This is a genomic window from Leptolyngbya sp. BL0902, from assembly GCF_016403105.1.
Taxonomy (GTDB): Bacteria; Cyanobacteriota; Cyanobacteriia; order Phormidesmidales; family Phormidesmidaceae; genus Nodosilinea.
The window spans coordinates 651,465-671,467 of the sequence record NZ_CP046155.1; the positions used below are offsets into that span (position 1 = coordinate 651,465).

A 20,003-nucleotide genomic window follows, 5' to 3' on the forward strand; every position below is an offset into this window, starting at 1 on the left:
TATCAAGGGAGAGCAAGGCTTAGGGCAAGTGCTGGACTGAGCCTCTCAAGCATGGTTGCCGTGCCGTTGGGGTAGCGCTTTCCTGTTCATGGCCCCATCCCCAAGGAAGCTACTGCCCCGACAGTACAACCTGCGTAATCAACGGCCCAAAGGCTTGGAGGGCGGCAGGCAACACCGCCACCGTCGCCGCCGCCACAATGATGGTGGTGGCCAAGCGGGACAGCTTCTCGGAGGCTTTTTCGTAGGTGTCGAACTTATAGTCCAACTTCTCCAGCCGTTGATCCACCTGCTCGAAGCGCTTGTCTACCTGCTCAAAGCGCTTGTCTACCTGCTCAAAGCGCTTGTCTACCTGCTCAAAGCGCTGATCAACGTCGGCTTTGAAGGCTTGGAGATCGCTTTTCACCGATTGCAGCTCGGTCAGAATGTCGCCAAGGGTGGGTTCTCTGGGAGGTTGGGCCTGCATGGGCGGTTTCGTTTTGGGGGATGCCTCCCTAGATCATAACCTGCTCACCCCTAGGCGCGACGACCCAGCATTGACGATCCCAGCTAGGGTTTAGGCCCTTGCAGGCCCATCTCAGTCCGCGAAAGACACCGGGCCTGTATCGCGATCAGGGGCGGCAAAGTTCAAGATTAATTCATTGGCTATGCAAATATAAATTTCTCTTGATTATATAAAAAACTTATATTTGAGTTTTGATATTGACATTTTACAAGTCTTGTAGGTTTCCTTCATCATTGAGCTATTCAAAGCTTAGTCTCGATGAGGATAGAGATACATCATGGTTGCTCTCACGGATGTGCATCTCCCAATGGTGCCCCCAGGACGGCTAAGCCTTCAGGTGGCAGAGATTGCGGCCCACTCAACAACGTTTCGCTGTCAGGATTGGGATCGGGATCGCTTTGATATTGAGTTTGAGTTACGGAATGGCACCACCTACAACTCGTTTTTGGTGCGCGGCGACCGGACGGCGTTGATTGACACCACCCACGCAAAGTTTCGGGACTTGTATTTGGCAGAGTTGCAGCGTCGGATCGACGTCACCACGATTGATTACTTGGTGGTCAACCACACGGAGCCGGATCACAGCGGATTGGTGGCGGATCTCTTGGCCCTAGCGCCGCAAATCACGGTGGTGGGCACGAAGGTCGCCATTCAGTTTTTGCAGAATCAGATCCATCGGCCCTTTGCTGCCCAGATCGTGAAAAGTGGCGACCACCTCGATTTGGGGCAGGGGCATGAGCTGGCCTTCATCAGCGCCCCCAATTTGCACTGGCCAGACACGATGCTGACCTACGACCAGGGCACCCATGTGCTCTATACCTGTGATGTGTTGGGGATGCACTATTGCGACGACACCCTCTACGACGAAGCCCCTCGGCTGCTGGAGCCAGATTTTCAGCTTTACTACGATTGTCTGATGGCTCCCAATGCCCGGTCGGTGTTGGCCGCTCTCAAGCGCCTTGAGCCCTTCACCATTCAGCAGGTGGCAACGGGGCACGGCCCCTTACTACAACACCATTTGGTGGACTGGTTCCATTACTACCGTGAATGGAGCGAGGCTCAAGCAGAAAAGACCCCCTTTGTGGCGCTGTTCTACACCCGAGGCTATGGCCATAGCGACCAGATGGCCCTGGCGCTGGGGCGGGGAATGATGAAAACAGGGCTGGCGGTGGAAGCGGTGGATTACTTAGAAGTGGACACGGCCATCGTCCGGGAGTTGGTGGACAGCGCCGCCGGGGTGGTGGTGGGCATGCCGCCCCAGGATCGCCCGGAGTTTGCCCCCCTTTTGAGTACGCTGCTGGCTGCTGCCCGTCCGGGGCAAGCCATCGGTTTGTTTGAAACTGGGGGCGGGCAGGATGAGCCGATCTTTCCCCTGAGAAACCGCTGTACCGCCCTGGGCCTTACCCTCGGCTTCGAGCCCATTCTGATGAAAACCGATGCCACCCCAGCCATTGACAAACGCTGCGAAACAGCGGGCCTTGATCTGGGGCAGGCGATTCAGGCGAGGGCAGCGGCCAAATCCCGGCCTACAGAGCCGCTGACGGGGTTAGATCAGGCCCTAGGGCGACTCAGCACCGGGCTGTATCTCCTCACCACCCAGCAGGGAGAGGTGGGCGGTGCGATGCTGGCCTCTTGGGTGATGCGCACCAGCCCTCAGCCACCGGGGCTGGCCCTGGCCATTGCCAAGGATCGGGCGATGGCCTCCCTGCTGCAATGGGGCGACACCTTTGTGCTAAACGTGCTGGAGGAAGGCCAGAACCAGCGGTTGATCAAGCATTTCCTGAAGCGGTTTCCGCCGGGGGTGGATCGGTTTGAGGGCATTGCCACCCGCCGCGCCACCAACGGTTCCCCCATTTTGGCCGAGGCGCTGGCCTATCTAGAGTGCACCGTCACCCATCGCCTAGAAACCCCCGATCACTGGATTGTCTGCGCGACGGCCCAAGCCGGACGGGTCGCCAACCCCAACGGGCGCACTGCCATTCACCATCGCACCAGCGGTAGTCACTATTAGGCCCCTCGGTACCCACAACCTCGCTACCCACAACCTCGGTACCTACGATCTCAGTCTCCCAATCGGGGCAGATCTCCTTTGCACTTGGCTACCTCAACGTCAGTTTTTTCTTTGCCGTTATTGCGAGACACAGCTATGCCAACTCTTCCTGATTCTTCCCCCCGCTGGCTTCCTGGGCTCAATGGCAGTACGGTGGTGCGCCTGCTGGAAACGGTGCAAGACCTAATCGTGATTTCCCTTTGCATGGGGCTGTTTAGCTTCATGGTGATGCAGTTGCGGCAAATGTTTCTCTCGCTGCTGCCGCCCCTAAACTTCCCGGAAGTGACCGCCGATATCCTCTTTCTGCTGATTTTGGTGGAGTTGTTTCGGCTGCTGATTATTTACCTCCAGGAACACCGTATTTCCATTGGTGTGGCGGTGGAGGTTTCCATCGTATCGGTGCTGCGGGAAATTATCGTGCATGGGGTGCTAGAAACGCCCTGGGTGCAGGTGGTGGCCAGTTGTCTGTTCCTCACGGTGCTGGGGGCGCTGCTGGTGGTACGCGCCTGGATTCCCCCCACCTTCGATGGCGTTGATCCAGAACAATGGGTATCTCGCCGCCATCGTCTGCGCTTTGCCCAGGATTTGCCGACCCTAGCCACGCCCCCCGTGGGCACCACCAGCGACGAGCGGCCCAGCCCCTAACCCTCCCTCCTCCCATGACCTACTACACCATGTCTACCCCCAATCCCATGCCTTCCACCGCCGTTCCTATGACGGCACGGCCCCGCGATGTCCAAATTGCCGACCTGGGCCATCAAACCTGGGTTTTGCGGTCTCGCACCTGGGAACGGCTGAAGTTTGAGGTGGAGTACAGCCGCCAGTGCGGCACCACCGCCAATGCCTATCTCATTCGTGGAGATCGTACTGCCCTGCTAGACCCGCCGGGGGAATCCTTTACGACCCTGTTTTTGGCGGCTCTCCAGCCCCAGGTTGACCTAGGCTCGTTAGACTACCTCGTGCTCAACCACGTGAATGCCAATCGGCTGGCCACCCTCCGGCGATTGCTGGGGTTGGCTCCCCAGGCCCAGGTGGTGTGCTCCCATCCGGCAACTCGTTGGCTACGCGACCGGGGCCTTTCTTCAGCGCAGATCCATCCTGTCCGGTCTGGAGACAGTCTAGACTTAGGCCAGGGCCACATCCTGCGGTTTGTGGGAGTGCCCACGCCGCGCTGGCCCGATGGCCTCTGTACCTACGACCCCGCCAGCCAGATCCTCTATAGCGACAAGCTGTTTGGGGTGCACCACTGCGCCGACGCCCTGTGGGATGCCCAGTGGCGGCAGTTGGAGGCCGACCGTCGTCACTATTTCGACTGTTTGCACAGTTCTCAAACCCGCCAGATCGCCACGGCCCTACGACAGTTGGAGGCGCTTCCCCTAAACCTTCTTGCACCGGGCCACGGGCCGCTAGTTCGCTATAGCCTCAGTCGGGTGATGCAGGACTATCGCCAATGGTGTCAGCAGCGAGGGCCCAGGTTGCCCCAGGTGGCCATCATCTACGCCTCCGCCTACGGCAACACCGCTAAGCTGGCCGCCGCCCTGGCGACCGCCCTAACCCAGGCCAACGTAGCGGTGGAGTTGGTAAATGGTGAACATACCGACCCCGCCGCCCTGCTAGACATCCTGGCCCGCTGTGATGGGGTGATGCTGGGATCGCCTACCCTAGGTGGCCACGCCCCGGTGCAAATGCAAACGGCCCTGGGGTTGGTGCTAGATCATTGGCCTAAGACCAAGCCCGTGGGCGTCTTTGGCTCCTATGGCTGGAGTGGCGAGGCGGTTGACTGGCTGGCCCAAAAACTGCGAGATGCCAACATTCCCCTGGGCTTCGATCCGCTGCGGGTACGCTTTAGTCCCGATGACAACGCCCTAGAATCTTGCCATGCCGCCGCCGCCCGTTTTGCCCAGCAGTTGCGCAAACGCCAAAAGCAGCATACTCCGCCCCCCGCCGCAGGTCAGGGAGATCGCACCCAGCAGGCCCTAAACCGCGTAGTGGGAACCCTCTGCGTGCTGACCACCACCGACGCCGATGGCCCCAGCGGCCTGCTCACCAGCGCCGTTGCCCAGGCCAGCTTTGAGCCCCCCGGCCTGATGGTGACTGTTCCCCAGGGGTGTCTCGACCTCAGCCCTGGCACCGCCTTTGGCCTGAATATTCTCCAGGAGGGTCGCACTGTGCGTCGCCATTTTTCTACCCAACAGCCTGTCCGCCCGCCCTTTGGCCCCCTGCTCTTTACCCTGGCCGACAATAGCTGCGCCCGCCTCAGCGATGCCCTCGCTTACCTCGCCTGCACTGTGGTAGAAACCTTGCCCCTGGGGGATCACCTCCTGATCTACGCCACCGTAGCCCAAGGCAGTCTGCTGGCCCAGGGCATGCCCGCCGTGGGACAGTAGGCCGCCACGGATGCGCCGCCACGGATGCGCCGCCACGGATGCGCCGCCGTGGCCGCTAGGGCGTAATACCTTCCGCCGCTAAGATTGACTCCTGCTATACTCAAGTCCCTTTTTAATAAGCTCAGCTTATTTTCTGCATTGAAAATTGCAGGGAGGTTTCGAGCCTTGGGGCATTCCATCCCCTGGAACTTTTGTATAGACTGAGAGATATGGAGAAAGATTGAATAATTTATAAAAGTAAATTACTTGATCGTCGTCTCCAGTGCTGCCTAGCCCTTGTCCCTGATGGCAATTGTCCTGATCGTCTCTGGCGTTTGCCCGTTCTCGTTTTACAGTCTTGGCTCAGGCATGTGGATCTCAGAGTGGGCCGCATCCCATCGCCAAAGGTTTGCTGCGGCATCATCGCCCTCTGAGCCTGGGCCAGCCTACCCCCATCGCCTCCTCCCCCAGGCGGGTGGTGAGGGTAGGTTTCCTCTTCATCCCTGGGCCTGGTCAGGATCAACCAGTGGCTAGGAGGGCGTGGTAGTAGGCATCGGGGACGTGGGGCAGCACGTCCAGGGGTTGCAGACGACCATGGCTGAGGTGGAAGGCTCGGTTCAGGCCAATGCGGCTGAGGAAATCTACGTCGTGGGAAATCACCCAAAGCGCCCCCCGGTACTGGTTAAGCGCATCTACCAGAGTGTCCACGGTTTCGAGGTCGAGGTTGTTCGTCGGTTCGTCTAAAATCAGTAGGTCAATAGCAGCAATGCTGACCATGGCGAGGGCTAATCGGGCCAGTTCGCCGCCACTGAGCGCCGAGGCGGATTTCTCCACGGCCTGCCCAAAGAACAGGAAATGGCCAAGTTGTTGGCGCAGGGCTTGGTAGGGCCAGTCGGGGTTGGTGGCCTGCATGTTGGCAAGAACACTCCGACAACGATCCACCAGGCTATAGGTTTGATCGAGATAGACCACCCGGAGCGGTTCGGCTTGGCGGTGGTGCTTGGCGGTGAGAACGATACCGTCGGCGGCACCCAACGCCGAATCATGGGCCAGTAGCGCTTTGATGAGGCTCGATTTCCCGGAGCCATTGGCCCCGGCAATGACCAACCGATCCCCAGACACCACCTGCAACTGAAGGTCTTGAATCAGCGGGTGGCCTCCCACTCTCAGACAACCATCCTGAAGGTCTAGAAGTGTGCGGCGTTTAGAGTTCACCTCCTCTAGGTGAATGAGGCTGGGCTTGGAAGTTTTTCCCTTGGTGTCGGCTACCCGCTGAGCGGCTTGCTCTAGGGTGGCTTGGTGGCGCTTGGCCGCTGTCCCCGCTGTGCCTGAAGCCCGATTGGCCAAGTAATGTTTTGCCATTTTGCCCATGCTGCCGCCCGCCGCCTTCTGTTCACCACGGCGTCGAGATTGCGCCGCCCGTTTTTGTTCTGCCAGGGCCGTTGCCTTGGCGCGGGCTAGGGCTTTTTGGGCCACCTCATGGTGACGAGCTGCGGCCTGCTGTTGGGCTTGGATTTGGGCTCGATAGGAGTGGTAGTTGCCGCCGTATTCCCGCAGTGTATGGGGCGTGAGTTCCCAGATTTTGGCAACCACTTGATCTAAGAAATGGGGCCTGTGGGAAACTATCACCAGGGCTCCCTGAAATGCCCCTAGACTAGCCTGAAGACGATCCAGGGCCATTAAATCAAGGTGGTTGGTTGGTTCGTCCAACAGCAAAATATCAGGGGTCGATGCCAGCGCAACGGCTAATAGTAGATGGGTCAGTTCACCTCCGCTTAACTGGGCAATGGGCTGTGAGAGATCTAGGGAGGTGGCTAACGGATTGCCCCATAAATCATTGATGCACCACCAGTCTTCAGAGGCATGGCTCAGCCAGTCTAAAATTGTCTGAGAATCAAGCTTAGACGACAGCGTACTCACCTGGGGAACATAGGCTAGGGAACCGTAGGTGGCAATGGTGCCCTGCATCGGGAGGATCTGCCCCGCCAGCAGCTTCATCAGTGTCGATTTGCCGCTACCGTTGCGACCGATTAGGGCAACACGATCTCCACGGTGCAGGCTGAGGTGAATGGACTCAAAAAGGGGAGAGGTGGGATCACAGTCGTAACGGAGATCCTGGGCAGATAATAGTAGTCTGGCCATGCTGGTTGCTTAGACTAAAGACCGAAACGGGGTAGCAAAATGCGGGTTTCTGGCTTAGCAAAAGCTTCATGGCACGAAATTCCAATAGGATATGGAGTGAGCAATTCAATCCAGCAATGGGGTGATTAAAAATGAGATGTCATCCAGGGATCGCTCAAACCCTGAATTGGCCCTAAAAGGCCCATCTCACCCCCGTCTTGCTGACTATGCTACTGCATGATACAAGCCCTAGGGCTACAATTCCGAAGGGGAATCCCTTGGATGTTAACCCCTGCCATTTTCTGCTGACGTGCCCATGACCGATCTATTTGCCCGTCGGGTGGCTGTCCTCGCCACCATGCACCGCAAAGAGCAGGCCATCGCCCCCCGCCTCGAAATGCCCTTGGGCCTCACCGTCACCGTGCCCGCTGGGTTTGATACCGATGGTTTTGGCACCTTCACCGGGGAAGTGACGCGCCCCGCCGACCAGCTTGCCACCGCCCGACTCAAGGCCGAAGCCGCCCTCGATTACACCGGAGAAACCCTAGCCATCGCCAGTGAGGGCAGTTTTGGGCCGCATCCCCAGATTCCCTTTGTGCCCTGCAACCGCGAACTGGTGGTGCTGATCGACCGTCAGCATGGCCTAGAAATCGTCGGCGAGTGCCTGTCTACGGAAACCAACTATCGTCAACAGCCCCTTCGGAGTTGGCAAGATGCTGAAGCCTTTGCCGCCGCCGTAGACTTTCCCAGCCATGGGCTCATTGTCCGCGCCGATGGCACCGTCCTCGCTAAGGGCATCACCACGGAATCCGCCCTATCCACCGCTGTGGAAGCCGCCCTTCGCCAAGCCGCCACCGTCCAAATCGAAACGGATATGCGCGCCCTCTACAACCCAACCCGCATGGGGGTGATTGCCCAAGCCACTGAGGATTTGCTGCGGGCCATTGCCCAAACCTGCCCAAATTGCGCTTGTCCTGGTTTTCGGGAGGTAAAGCGCTGGCCCGGTTTGCCCTGTGGTCTGTGCGGCACTCCCACCCTGCTAACTCGCTTGGTGCGCCACCAGTGCCAGCGCTGCGACTACCAACAAGACCAAGCCCCCGCCGACCTGCCCACCGCCGCCGATCCCCTCCACTGCCCCTACTGCAACCCCTAGGCCCACCCGGAACTAGCCTCCCCGCAAGGCAGGCTGACGATGGCGCGTGTACAGCACCCATCCAGCCACCGCCATTGCCGCCACGGACAAAATATGCACCACATTGAAGGGAGTGCCCGGAAAAAACCAGGAGTCTGTCCGCAGGAACTCAAGGAAAAAGCGGCCTAGGGGATACCAAATCAAATAGGCGAGGGCTAAATCCCCCGGTTTCAGTTGTTTTTCAAATCTGCGGGCGATCCACAACAGCAGGGCAAAGCCGATCAGGTTCCAGACTGATTCGTACAAAAACAGAGGATGAAAGCGGGTGGAGTCGGGGTATTGGGCTAGGTTGTTGTAGGGCGGAATTCGATGCTGGGCATCAATCCGCAGGCCCCAGGGCAGGGTGGTGGGCGGGCCATAGAGTTCTTGGTTGATGAAATTTCCCCAGCGACCGATGGCCTGGGCCAGGGGCAACCCCAGGGCAATGCCATCCAGGTAGGGCAGGGGGTTGAGTTGGCGGATGCGGCTGAAGAGAAAAAGCGCGATTGCCCCAAAAATAAACCCGCCAAAGATGTGAATGCCGCCCCCCCAAATTTGCAAAATCTTGCCCGGATTGGCGAGGTAATAGCCCAGCCCTTCCGGCCCCCGTGGCGACTGAATGAACACGTAATACAGCCGCGCCCCAACAAAGCCGGGAATCAAAATCCAAAACAGCATATCCCACAGGTTGTCGGGGTCTTCCCCTTGGCGGGCCACATAGCGACTGGCCACCGTGGCCGCGGACAGAATAGCGACTAACATCAGCAGCCCATACCAGCGCAGGGCGAAGGGGCCAAGCTCAAAAATGATGGGGGAAACGGGAGGATACATGGGGCGTCAGAAATGGGGCGTTGGGAAAACAGATGGAATCGGGCGAGGGTTTGGCCCAGCGATGCCCTCCCATGATACCAAGCCAGACCCCTAGGCCTTGGAATAGCCTTGGCTGGGCCTCCGTGGGCGGCTAGGACGACCGAAAGCCAATGCGCCCACGACCAAGCCTGACTATCAGCTAGGTGAATAACCGCAAAGATGTATCGGAAACAACAGATTTGCCAGGGTTTTCTAGCGATTACTTATGGCTTGAGTCGTTTTAGTCCTTTGTGAGGAGTTGCGTCGTGACCCAGCCGTCTGAAGACCTACAAACCCCGCCAGGAGGAGGGCTACAGCCTTCGCCCGGTGGCGGTGGCATCCCAGGCACCATCGCCAGCTTTTTTGATTTTGAAGGCCATCGCACCAATCTACGTACCGAGGTGATTGCCGGGGCCACCAGCTTCGTTACGATGGCCTACATTTTGATCGTTAACCCCGATATTCTGTCAGCGGCGGTGTTTCTCAATGAACCGGGGGATCTGTTCGGCGAGTTGGTGATGGCCACGGGTATTTCCTCAGCCATTGCCACGCTGATCATGGGCCTCTACGCCAAGTTTCCCTTTGTGCTGGCCCCCGGCATGGGTATCAATGCTTACTTTGCCTTCACCGTGGTGCTGGGGCTGGGGATTGATTGGCGAGTGGCCCTAGCCGCTGTCTTCATCGAAGGGATTATCTTCATTCTGCTGACCATTACCAATGTTCGCAGCAAAATTGTGGAGGCCATTCCCGAAGCCATTAAGCACGCCACCACCGCCGGGATTGGCATTTTCATTGCCTACATCGGCCTGAAAAATGCGGGCATCATTGTGGCCTACGAGCCCACCTTTACCACCCTGGGCTCCCTCCAAACCCCCTCCACTGCCGTGGCTATTTTGGGGTTGCTGGTCACGTCGGCCCTGTTTGCCCGTCGGGTTACGGGGGCGCTACTGTGGGGCATTTTGGGTACCGCCATCTTCGCTTGGGTGTTTGGGGTGGCCCCTTGGCCCACGGGGGTTGTGGCGATTCCCAGTGCGCCCGTGGATCTCTTTGGTCAGGCCTTTGTGGGCTTAGGAGAACTGCTGCGGATCAACTTTTGGGAGATGTTCAGCATCGTCTTCGTGTTCCTGTTTGTGGACTTGTTCGACACCATTGGCACCCTAACCGGGCTGGGATCTAAGGCCGGATACATTGATTCGGAGGGTAAGTTCCCTGGCGTCGAAAAAGCCTTCATGGCCGACGCTGTGGGCACCACCGCCGGAGCCGTCCTTGGCACCTCCACCGTCACCACCTACATCGAGTCGGCATCGGGCATTTACGAAGGGGGACGCACCGGGTTCACCGCTGTGGTTGCGGCCCTGCTATTCATCGTGGCGATGCTGTTTATCCCCTTCTTTTCGGGCATTCCCTCCTTTGCAACGGCTCCGGCTCTGATTCTGGTGGGGGTAATGATGATGTCCGCCGCCCGCATGATTGACTGGGATGACCCCGCTGCGGCCATTGCGGCCTTTCTGACCATTGTGGTCATGCCCCTGTCCTTCTCCATTGCCGAAGGGCTGGCCATGGGCCTGATTGCCTATCCGTTGATCAAAGCCTTCCAGGGCAAAGCCAGCGAAACCACGCTGGGCATGTGGATCTTGGCGGCGATCTTCCTGCTGCGCTATATCTTCATTGCCGAATAGAGCAGCGGGTGCCAGATGGGCAGACTTTGATGGCTGTCCCTCCGGCTTCATTCACCTAGCAGGGGCGCATTTCTTTGAGGACTGCGCCCCTGCTAAGTCCGGGGCAGGGCACCGGAGAAGAGACCACCGACTTCCTGCCGCGCCAGGTTCCCCGTCCGCCTAGTAAATCAGCGGCAGTTCACCGACCACATCTAGGCGCTTGAAGGGGCCAATTTGCATATAGGTTTCGGCCAGGGTGTCAGCCACGGCGGGGAGAATCCAGCCCATTTGTTTGAGGGTGAAAATGGCGGTCGCGTACTTCGCCCGTTTGGAGCCATCCATCACCTTAATCGCCAGTCCCAGGCCATCGCCCACCTTGCCAATGCACTGAATCCCTTCGGCTCCAGATTTACTCACCAGTTCGCCGTCGGTCAGTTCCATGAGCTTCGTGTCAAAGGCGTCGGCCCCGCCGACTAGGCTGGGGTGGCTGGTCATGGCGCGGATGATGCGTTCCATTTCTAGGTTGTCGCCGGAGGAGAGCATGGCGAAGAGGGTGGCCATCTGGCGCAACTGCATGAAATAGGTGGGGGCACCGCAGTCGTCGTGGGCCATGATGAACTCATCGGCGGGCATCCCCAGCAGTTCGGCCATGCGGGAGAGGATCAGCTTTTGGACGGGGTGGTTGCGGTCGAGGTAGCTTTCGATGGGCCAGTTTTGCTGATGGGACACCGCCAACATCCCCGCGTGTTTGCCAGAGCAATTGTGCTCTAGGGGGCTTTTGCGGCCCGCCGGGGTAGGACAGCGCAGGGCCGTAGAATCCAAATCCGACTGCCAAAGAATATGAAACACCTGGCGCACCTGCTCGATGGTGCCCTGGTGGGATCCGCACATAATCGCGAGATCCTGGTCGTTGAGGTTGTAGCGCTCCATGGCCCCAGCGGCGGTCACAGCCAACGCCTGAAAGGGCTTGAGGGCCGAGCGAATGAAGGTGGCCAGTTCGGGATTGCCCGCCACCGAGAGGGTGCGCCCCCGCGCATCGCACACCACCACATGGGCCGTATGGCTAGATTCCACCACCCCTTCGCGGAGCAGTTGCACGTCAAGTTCTTTGGTTTGGTGGCGGTTTACCCGGCTGCTGGTCATAGGGAATGCTCTGGCTGAAGGATGGGGGTTGGGGACTAGGGGTTGGGGACTAGGGATTGGGGGTTGGGGACTAGGGACTGGGGCGCAGTGAGGTTGTGGGCAGGGGTGGCATTGTGGTGGAAGCCAGTCTGGGAGGACAGGCATCCCTAGACCGTGGAACCCTTGCCCTGTCATCTTAGATCACTGGTAGATCACTAGCTCGCTAGATTAATTGCCAGGTGATGAGCCCTAGGCTGAGCAGGGCAGCGATGGTGCCGATGGTTTTGCGGATGCGCTGCAAGACGGGCTGCACTTGGTAGTCCACAATCAGGCGGTCGCGGTTCAGCACATCCTCCGGCTTAATCCACACTTGCCCGTCATACCAGCCCGATTCTTCGTAGGGTACTTTATCTTCCTTCAGGCGTCCGCCCACATGGGCCCAACCGACATAGAGCTGCATCAGGGCCAGCATCGGCAGCACTAAAGCGCCCATGGCGGCACTGAGGGCAAAGGGGATAGGATGCTTGGCCGGGGCAAAACTCGCCGCCGCCATGGGGCCAGCCACCAGCCAGCCCACCAGCCAGAGGATGACCACAGGCTTGAGGTAGCCCGTCAAGTCGCGGCTACCCCAGCTGTAGAACCAAGATTCGCGCACATCCTGGTATTCGTTAATCGGCTGCTGTTCCGCCGGAACCGGACATCGTTGCGCCATGCCATCCATCCAAAACCTAGTTTCTAGCCTAAACGAATTCCCCCCAATTCGGTACGTTACCTCTTGACCTACCGTCGCCTCCGTCGTTCGGATTGCCCCCACGGCCCGTACAATAAAGGATGGATTTTTCGCGTACAGGATTTCGAGGAGAGCAGCCATGCCACAGGCCGTAGGGTCCCTGGAGACCAGAGGATTTCCCCCCGTTCTAGCCGCCGCCGATGCGATGGTGAAGGCCGGACGAGTGACGTTGATCGGCTACATTCGGGCCGGGAGTGCCCGGTTTGTGGTGAATATTCGCGGCGATGTGTCGGAGGTGAAGGCCGCGATGGCGGCGGGGGTAGAAGCGGCGGAAAACACCCCCGGCGGCATCCTCGAAACCTGGGTGATCATCCCCCGTCCCCACGAAAACGTGGTGGCCGTGCTGCCCATCGACTTCAATGAAGAGGTGGAAATCTACCGTCAGGCCGTGGAAATGCCGATTCTACCTGGTTCGACGGGGCGGTAACGGATCGCTTTACCTTGCCCTGGGGCTATAGCGGCCCTCGCTGGATCAACCGCCCAACGGTATTGGCGGAAATCCGGCGAGGGCTATTCTTCTTCCGGCGAGGGCTATTCTTCTAGGGGGATACCTGGATGATATGCCCCAGGGTGCGCTGGTTTTCGGCGGGGCTGCCGATGGTGATGCGAAGGCCCCCGCCCGTATGGCGAATCAGGGTGCCCTGGGCCTTGAGGTGCTGGAACCAGTGGGCGAGGTCGTCCTCCATGGGCCGCTGGGGGGCAGCGGGGCGGGCGTAGATAAAGTTGGCGGCACTGGGCCAAGGGTGCAGCGGGGTTTGGCTGGCCATGGCAGTGCTCAACCAGTCTCGCTGGGCCTGGATTTCGGGAATCACTGCGAGGAGATCCTGGCGGTGGGCCAGGGCGAGGGCGGCGGCGGCTTGGGTGGCGCTGGGCAGGTTGTAGGGCAGGCGCACCTTCTCTAGGGCGGCGGTGAGGTCAGGGTTGGCCACGGCATAGCCCACCCGAAAGGCCGCCAGCCGAAACGCCTTGGAGAAGGTTCTCAGCACCACCCAGTTCGGTCGTTGCCGCACCTCGGCGGCGGTGGTGTGCTGGCTAAATTCAAAATAGGCTTCGTCCACCACCACCAGAATGTCCTCCGGCAGTTGCTTTAGCCACGCCAGTTCGGCCTCGGTGAGGGCGTTGCCCGTGGGGGAGTTGGGATGCACCATAAACACCACTCGCACGGGTAAGCCTGCGGGTTGGTCGATGGCCTGCTGGGCGGCGTCTAGATCCACGGCGAAGGTCTCCTCGTCCCGGCCCACGGCCACGACGGGAATGCCCAGGGTGCGGGCCAAAATGGCATACATCGAAAAGGTGGGATTGGCCACCAGCACCGATCCTTCGCCACCGACGCAGGTGGCAATCAGCAGGGAGCGAATCAGTTCATCGGAGCCATTCCCCACCGAAATGTGTTGGGCCAAGATGCCCGGTGCAGATTCCGCGACATAGGCGGCAATGCTAGCCTTGAGGTCGGCGTGGCCCCCGTCGGGGTAGCGGTTGGCGGCGATGGTGTGCTGCACCGTCCAAGCCAGCTTTTCCTTCAGTTCGGCGGGCAGGTCGTAGGGGCATTCATTGGTATCAAGGGGATCGATGATCTGGGGTTCTGCCTCACCCGCTGCTCCGGGATGGGGCTGGTAGGCCGCCAGTTGCACCACATCAGACCGCAAAAAGGAAAGCACCATACCCTCACGCCTACCACGTCATAAATTTCCCCGGATGGGTTTTGCCGGACTTCAATTATGGCAGGATTTAGGGTCTTTGCAGGGGTTTCCGCAGTTCCTGGGGTGATCATCATCTGGCCAACTAGCTCTATGAAAGATGATGAAATGCGGTAGTCTTTGATAGGTATACATCCTGCCAATCCGTGCTACATAGGCAAGTTCGACGGGTTGTCATTGACACATCGAAAGGTTCGTTTTGGTTTATGGCGACCTTTCCTGGGTCAATGAATTGATGGGGATGCAGGAAAAATTGTGATGTCATTATCTAAGAGGATCGGCCATTGTCTAAGCGCTACCTGTTTACCTCCGAGTCTGTGACCGAGGGGCACCCGGATAAGATTTGTGACCAGATTTCCGACACCATTTTGGACGCCATGCTGGCCCAAGATCCCCTCAGCCGGGTGGCTGCTGAGGTGGTGGTGAATACCGGGCTGGTGCTGGTGACGGGGGAAATTTCCTCCCAGGCGAATGTGAACTACGCCAACCTGATTCGCCGCAAAATCCAGGAAATTGGCTATATAGACCCCACTAACAACGGCTTTTCCGCCGATAGCTGCGCGGTGATGATTACCCTAGACGAGCAATCCCGCGATATTGCCCAGGGCGTGGATCAAGCCCACGAAACCCGGGCCGCCTCCAGCGACGAAATGTTCGACGCCATTGGGGCGGGCGACCAGGGGATCATGTTCGGCTTTGCCTGCAACGAAACCCCAGAATTTATGCCGCTGCCCATCAGCTTGGCCCACCGCATTGCCCGCCAACTGGCGGCGGTGCGCAAAACGGGTCAGCTTCCCTACCTGCGCCCCGACGGCAAAACCCAGGTCACAGTGGCCTACGAAGACGGCAAACCCGTGGGCATCGATACCGTCCTGGTCTCCACCCAGCACACCGCCGCCATTGGCGACATCACCGACGACGCAGCGGTGCAGGACAAAATTAAGGCCGATCTGTGGGAACAGGTGGTGCTGCCCGTCTTTGGCGACCTGACCATCCAGCCCGACGCCAACACCCGTTTCTTGGTCAACCCCACGGGCAAGTTCGTCATCGGTGGCCCCCAAGGCGACGCCGGACTGACCGGGCGCAAAATCATCGTGGATACCTACGGCGGCTACTCTCGCCACGGGGGCGGGGCCTTCTCCGGCAAAGATCCCACCAAGGTAGACCGCAGTGCCGCCTACGCCTGCCGCCACATGGCCAAAAACATCGTAGCCGCTGGCCTGGCGGAAAAGTGCGAAGTGCAGCTCAGCTATGCCATCGGCGTGGCCCGTCCGGTGAGCATTTTCATCGACACCTTTGGCACGGGCAAAATCAGCGATGACCAAATCCTAGCCCTAGCGACGGAGCACTTTGAGCTGCGTCCCGCTGGCATCATCGCCACCTTCAACCTGCAAACCCTGCCCCAGGAAAGGGGTGGACGCTTCTACCAAGATGTCGCGGCCTACGGTCACTTTGGCCGCACCGACCTCGACCTGCCCTGGGAAGCCACCGACAAAGCCGAAGCCCTGGCCAAGGCCGCAGAGGCGTTTTTGGCGGCTGTCTAGGGGATCTGAAAATCACTCTTTCGGGCAAAACCTGACTCCATGTTCGGCACTGGCCCTCACCCCCTCAGTCCCCCTCTCCCAAAAATGGGAGAGGGGGAAGCCAGACAAGGATTTCAAGGATTTTTCTAGCTCCCCTTCTCCCGTCCTGGGAGAAGGGGTTGGGGGATGAGGGCAAAGCCCTGGTAGAAAGGGCTTCAAGACTTATAGTTGATTGACTTTAGACTGGGACGTTTTTAAGCTATTTATAAGCGGAGTGATGGTTGAACGAAGAAACGATGCCTTACAGTCTGGATTTAAGGAAGCGCGTGATCGACTTTGTAGAAGGAGGTGGCAGCATCTCGAAGGCGGCGAAAACCTATCAAGTCGGTCGTGCGACAATCTATCGCTGGTTAAATCGAGTCGACTTGGCCCCGACCAAGGTAACCCGACGCCAACGTAAACTCGATTGGGACGCTCTTCGCAAAGATGTGGAGCAGAATCCAGAAGCCACGTTGAAGGAACGGGCTCAGAAATTTGGGGTGAGCATTAGTGCGCTCTCTAAGGTCTTCAAGAAAATGAAAATCACCCGAAAAAAAAAGAACTAAGGTATCGAGAGCGAAATGCAGAAGAACGCATGAAATACTATCGAACCCTGAGAGCATTGATTCAGGTGTATGGCGTCAAAAGCCTGGTCTATATTGATGAGTGTGGGTTTGAGGAAGGCGTGGCTTGTCTGTACGCTTGGTCGAAACGGGGAAAGAAAATCTATGGAGAGCGCCAGGGCAAGCGAGGGAAGAAGGAGAATCTGATTGCGGCCCGGAGGAAAGGCAGAAAAGACTTGATTGCCCCAATGTTGTTTACCGGAAGCTTAGATGCTGAAGGATTTGAGGGATGGTTTAGTCTGTTTTTGTTGACGAACGTCACGACCCCCTCAGTTTTTATTCTAGATAATGCTCCCATCCATCGAAAGACGAAGATTAAAGAACTAGCAGAAGAGGCAGGGCATCAGATTTTATTTTTACCGAAGTACTCTCCCGACCTAAATGATATCGAGCATGACTTTAGTGCCTTAAAGAGAGCCAGAATGTATGCGAAACCCGGCACTTCTCTGGATGACATTATTCGAGACTATTGTGCTTCCTGATGTCTCATTACTAATTCCATCAACTATATGTATATACAGCAGCCCAGGGAGAAGAGGGGAGCTAGAAAGCGTCAAAGTCCCTCTCCCCACGGGAGAGGGGTTTAGGGTGAGGGCCAAAGTGCACACGGCCAGAAGGCTTCTCCAGGGTACAGGATTCGGCTAAACCCGAACTCAGGTTAGGTTAAGGGCAGCTTTCTAAAGTCGTTTTCCTGACAACGAGTTTCTAAAAGCGGGTTTCCTAAAAGCGATTTTCGATGAGGCGCTGGATGACGTCTTGGACACCAGCGCCTCGTTCGTGTTGGGTGGTGTAGTCGGCAATGGCCTTGAGGGCGGGTAAGGCGTTGGCTACGGCTACCCCTTGGGTGCAGGCTTGGAGCAGGCTGCGGTCATTTTCGGCATCGCCAATGCCCACGATGGGTAGATGGGCGAGATCCAGTGCCGCCAAGGCTGCGGCCAAGCCACTGGCCTTATCCACGCCCTGGGGCAAAATCATGATGGCCCGCTTGTTTAGAATCACCGTTGCCCCTAGACCTAGGTCTTGAAGGGTGCGCCGTACTGTGTCGCCGTGGGGCTCCCAGGTGGCGACAATCACCTGGCCTTGGCTGAGGGGCTCAACGCCAGCCTCTCTAAGTGTTTCTACGAGAATGGGCGGAAAGGGATCGGCTAAAAGCTGCACCCGATCCCGCTGGGGCTGGTAGAAAACCGCGCCATTTTCTGCCACAATGCCCTCAAACCAATGGCTATGGGGAAACACCCGCAACAGATCATCCAACTGTCGCCCCGTCACCAACATCAGGTGGCCACCGTGGCGGCGGTAGCGTTCTAGGGCAGACAGGGTCGCCTCATCCACGATCCCCTCCGTAGCCAGGGTGCCATCGTAGTCTGTGGCGATGATGGGGTAGTCCATGGGGCTGGCTCCTGCGCCTGCGTAATTGGATGCTGCGTTGTCCTTCCGCTTCTGTGTACCACAATTCACGGTTTCCCTGCACCATGACTCCGTCGTCATCCCAGAGCCGTTCTCACCGCCTAGGCCGTCCTGACCTTCGGCCCTTAATCGATGCCCTTCCCAGAACCCTAGCCTTAGCAGGACTAGCGCTAGGACTTGCTGCGACGGGGCAGGTTGCAGCCCTGGCGGAACCATCCACTGATCCCTCGGCCACGCTGAGCCCTAGTCGTGATCAGCGTCCGTCTGCCGCCGTTGCCCAACTCAAGCAGGACACGCCCCTCGCCCTGCCGCCCCTGCCGGAAACCATCCCCAACGCTGTGACCCCGCCCCAGGGTGGCATTGTGGGCCTTACCCCCGGCCCTGCGGAGGAGTTGGGGGTTGGGCTACTGCAACCCCAGGACTTGTCTTTTCTAGAGTCGGCAGCCTGGGAAGACAACTCCCTCGCCTACGGACGCTGGCTAAGTTCCGTGGCCCTGCCCCTCTACGTTGGCCCTGGCGGCGACCATTGGGGGTGGATGGTGAATGGATGGCTGATGATTAACGGCTTTGAGCCCTTGGCCATCGGCCAAGACGCCAGCTTTTCCATGGTGGAGGCCCAACCGGGGCTGTATAGCTTCCCGGTTTTGGAGCAGCGCGCCGACGGCTGGTTTCGGTTTCAATACACCCCGGCGGGTAGCGCCTGGGCGCACATGGATCACCTAAACGGCGGATCCACGGCTCTCGCTGTCCAGCCCTGGGATGCGGTGTTTGCCACAGCCCCCCAGATTCGGTTTCGTCGCCATGGGCTCTCCCAAGCCCTGCGGATTGACCCCAGCCCTAGCGCCTCTTTACGATCCTTGGTGGTGCCCAACAGCCGGATTCGGCCCCTGGCGGTTGAGGGCGACTGGATGCGGGTGGAGGTAATTCAACCCGTCCAGGGCTGCACCATTCTCCCCGGCCACACCACTGAAGAAGGCTGGCTGCGCTGGCGCGACGAGAACCAATCGCTGCTAATTTGGACGGTCAATGCCGACTGCTCAGTCCCGGAGGATGAGTAAGCCCCACCTCAGATCCTGACTCATGCCCCCGATTCCAAGGCTGGTTCCCGTTTTCGACTGGGGCAATTGCGGATCGTGTCTAGGGGTGGCGCACCAAGGTGAGCAGCGTTACCTCCGGTGGACAGCGCCAGCGCCCTGGTGAATAGGTGCCTAGCCCTCGGTTGACGTAGATCCAACTGGGGGTGATTGGGTTGCAGGTGACAGGGTGAAGCCCAGAGGCCCAGTCCCAATGGCGGATGGCCTGGGCGGCTCTGCGCTTGAGTTTGGGGAACGGTAGCACTGTGGCGAGCCCTTTTTCCCAGCGCTCTACCCAGGCGGGTACGATACCAAGCTTGGGCACCACAATTTGGCCCCCGTGGGTGTGGCCAGAAAGCTGGAGATCTACCCGCCAAGGGGTTAGCGTATCTGCGGTATCCGGCTGATGGGCCAACACCAGGCGCGGTAGGTGCGGTGGCACTTGACCCAGCACCGAGGGCAAAAAGTCCTTGGCCCACAGTTCCGCCAGACCCACCACCGGAAAGTCTGGCCCCAGAGGATAGACCACCTCGTTCCACAGCGTTTGAATGCCGACGCGCCGCAGTTCTTCCAGCACTTTAGATCGGTGTTTAGGGGAATGGTTATCGTGGTTGCCCAGCACCGCCAATACCCCGCAGCGGCCCTGGAGTTGGCCTAGGTAGTCGGCCAGTTCGGCCACGGGGGCAGGGCTGCGGGTGATGAAGTCCCCCGTGAGCGTGACTAAATCCGCCTGGAGGGCGTTTACCTGGGCAATGGCCGCTTGCAGCAGGGGCAGGGTGAGCCGCTGGCCGTCGTAGTGCAGGTCGGAAAGTTGGGCGATGCGGGTGCCGACTAGGGCTGAGGGCAAATCGCAAATCGGAACGGTGACGGTTTCTAAAGTTAAGGGGCCAACCCACAGGGGACGCATAGGCTAGAGCAGACAAGGAATGGGCACAATGGGGGACGCCATGATGCCTACGGTAACACTTGCTCAGGGTGGCTGCTACCGATGGGCAGTCTCCCATCTGGGCAC

At 58.8% G+C, this 20,003-nt stretch carries 16 protein-coding genes and 1 pseudogene; 9 read left to right on the top strand and 8 right to left on the bottom strand.

Annotated features, from left to right (window positions below; all coding sequences use genetic code 11):
* Positions 1–109: 109 nt before the first annotated feature.
* Positions 110–463, bottom strand: a complete 354-nt coding sequence (locus GFS31_RS02925; RefSeq protein ID WP_198806793.1) for a hypothetical protein — start codon at positions 461–463, stop codon at positions 110–112.
* A 316-nt stretch (positions 464–779) separates the two neighbouring features.
* Between GFS31_RS02925 and GFS31_RS02930 the strand changes: the two genes are divergently transcribed.
* The 3 genes from GFS31_RS02930 (at position 780) to GFS31_RS02940 (ending at position 4,939) form a co-directional block, all read left to right on the top strand.
* Complete coding sequence (locus tag GFS31_RS02930) at positions 780–2,513, top strand: diflavin flavoprotein (protein WP_198806794.1); 1,734 nt, start codon at positions 780–782, stop codon at positions 2,511–2,513.
* Positions 2,514–2,648: 135 nt separating this feature from the next.
* Positions 2,649–3,197 (top strand): phosphate-starvation-inducible PsiE family protein, encoded by a 549-nt coding sequence (locus tag GFS31_RS02935; protein ID WP_198806795.1) that lies wholly within the window; start codon positions 2,649–2,651, stop codon positions 3,195–3,197.
* A 14-nt stretch (positions 3,198–3,211) separates the two neighbouring features.
* Positions 3,212–4,939: a diflavin flavoprotein gene (locus tag GFS31_RS02940; RefSeq protein WP_225907547.1), complete on the top strand. Its 1,728-nt coding sequence runs from the start codon at positions 3,212–3,214 to the stop codon at positions 4,937–4,939.
* Between the two features lie 498 nt (positions 4,940–5,437).
* Here the strand turns inward: GFS31_RS02940 and GFS31_RS02945 are convergent, their stop codons facing one another.
* On the bottom strand, positions 5,438–7,060 hold the full coding sequence (locus GFS31_RS02945) for an ABC-F family ATP-binding cassette domain-containing protein (protein WP_198806796.1): 1,623 nt from the start codon (positions 7,058–7,060) through the stop codon (positions 5,438–5,440).
* 295 nt (positions 7,061–7,355) lie between these two features.
* Between GFS31_RS02945 and GFS31_RS02950 the strand changes: the two genes are divergently transcribed.
* Positions 7,356–8,192, top strand: coding sequence for a DUF6671 family protein (locus GFS31_RS02950; RefSeq protein WP_198806797.1), 837 nt, complete (start codon positions 7,356–7,358; stop codon positions 8,190–8,192).
* A 12-nt stretch (positions 8,193–8,204) separates the two neighbouring features.
* Here GFS31_RS02950 and lgt read toward each other — a convergent pair whose 3' ends face one another.
* Positions 8,205–9,041: a prolipoprotein diacylglyceryl transferase gene (gene lgt, locus GFS31_RS02955; RefSeq protein WP_198806798.1), complete on the bottom strand. Its 837-nt coding sequence runs from the start codon at positions 9,039–9,041 to the stop codon at positions 8,205–8,207.
* A 284-nt stretch (positions 9,042–9,325) separates the two neighbouring features.
* Here lgt and GFS31_RS02960 point away from each other — a divergent pair, with 284 nt between their 5' ends.
* On the top strand, positions 9,326–10,738 hold the full coding sequence (locus GFS31_RS02960; RefSeq protein ID WP_263974889.1) for an NCS2 family permease: 1,413 nt from the start codon (positions 9,326–9,328) through the stop codon (positions 10,736–10,738).
* A gap of 159 nt (positions 10,739–10,897) precedes the next feature.
* Here GFS31_RS02960 and GFS31_RS02965 read toward each other — a convergent pair whose 3' ends face one another.
* Positions 10,898–11,860: an asparaginase gene (locus tag GFS31_RS02965; RefSeq protein WP_198806799.1), complete on the bottom strand. Its 963-nt coding sequence runs from the start codon at positions 11,858–11,860 to the stop codon at positions 10,898–10,900.
* A 202-nt stretch (positions 11,861–12,062) separates the two neighbouring features.
* A complete protein-coding gene (locus GFS31_RS02970; protein WP_198806800.1) occupies positions 12,063–12,551 on the bottom strand; it encodes a CGLD27 family protein in 489 nt (162 codons plus the stop codon).
* Between the two features lie 157 nt (positions 12,552–12,708).
* Between GFS31_RS02970 and GFS31_RS02975 the strand changes: the two genes are divergently transcribed.
* Positions 12,709–13,056 (top strand): carbon dioxide-concentrating mechanism protein CcmK, encoded by a 348-nt coding sequence (locus GFS31_RS02975; RefSeq protein WP_198806801.1) that lies wholly within the window; start codon positions 12,709–12,711, stop codon positions 13,054–13,056.
* A gap of 112 nt (positions 13,057–13,168) precedes the next feature.
* On the opposite strand, the gene GFS31_RS02980 is transcribed toward GFS31_RS02975, so the two are convergent.
* Complete coding sequence (locus GFS31_RS02980; RefSeq protein ID WP_263974890.1) at positions 13,169–14,290, bottom strand: histidinol-phosphate transaminase; 1,122 nt, start codon at positions 14,288–14,290, stop codon at positions 13,169–13,171.
* Positions 14,291–14,610: 320 nt separating this feature from the next.
* Here GFS31_RS02980 and metK point away from each other — a divergent pair, with 320 nt between their 5' ends.
* Together metK and GFS31_RS02990 are read left to right on the top strand one after the other, a co-directional pair.
* Positions 14,611–15,870 (top strand): methionine adenosyltransferase, encoded by a 1,260-nt coding sequence (metK, locus tag GFS31_RS02985; RefSeq protein ID WP_198806802.1) that lies wholly within the window; start codon positions 14,611–14,613, stop codon positions 15,868–15,870.
* A gap of 275 nt (positions 15,871–16,145) precedes the next feature.
* Positions 16,146–16,993: pseudogene (locus GFS31_RS02990) on the top strand (IS630 family transposase).
* A 238-nt stretch (positions 16,994–17,231) separates the two neighbouring features.
* Here GFS31_RS02990 and GFS31_RS02995 read toward each other — a convergent pair.
* Positions 17,232–17,900: an HAD family hydrolase gene (locus tag GFS31_RS02995; protein WP_198806803.1), complete on the bottom strand. Its 669-nt coding sequence runs from the start codon at positions 17,898–17,900 to the stop codon at positions 17,232–17,234.
* Positions 17,901–17,983: 83 nt separating this feature from the next.
* Between GFS31_RS02995 and GFS31_RS03000 the strand changes: the two genes are divergently transcribed.
* Positions 17,984–18,976, top strand: a complete 993-nt coding sequence (locus tag GFS31_RS03000; protein WP_198806804.1) for a hypothetical protein — start codon at positions 17,984–17,986, stop codon at positions 18,974–18,976.
* Positions 18,977–19,055: 79 nt separating this feature from the next.
* On the opposite strand, the gene GFS31_RS03005 is transcribed toward GFS31_RS03000, so the two are convergent.
* The gene (locus GFS31_RS03005; protein ID WP_198806805.1) at positions 19,056–19,898 is read right to left on the bottom strand and encodes a metallophosphoesterase; all 843 of its coding nucleotides are present in this window, start codon (positions 19,896–19,898) and stop codon (positions 19,056–19,058) included.
* Between the last annotated feature and the right edge of the window lie 105 nt (positions 19,899–20,003).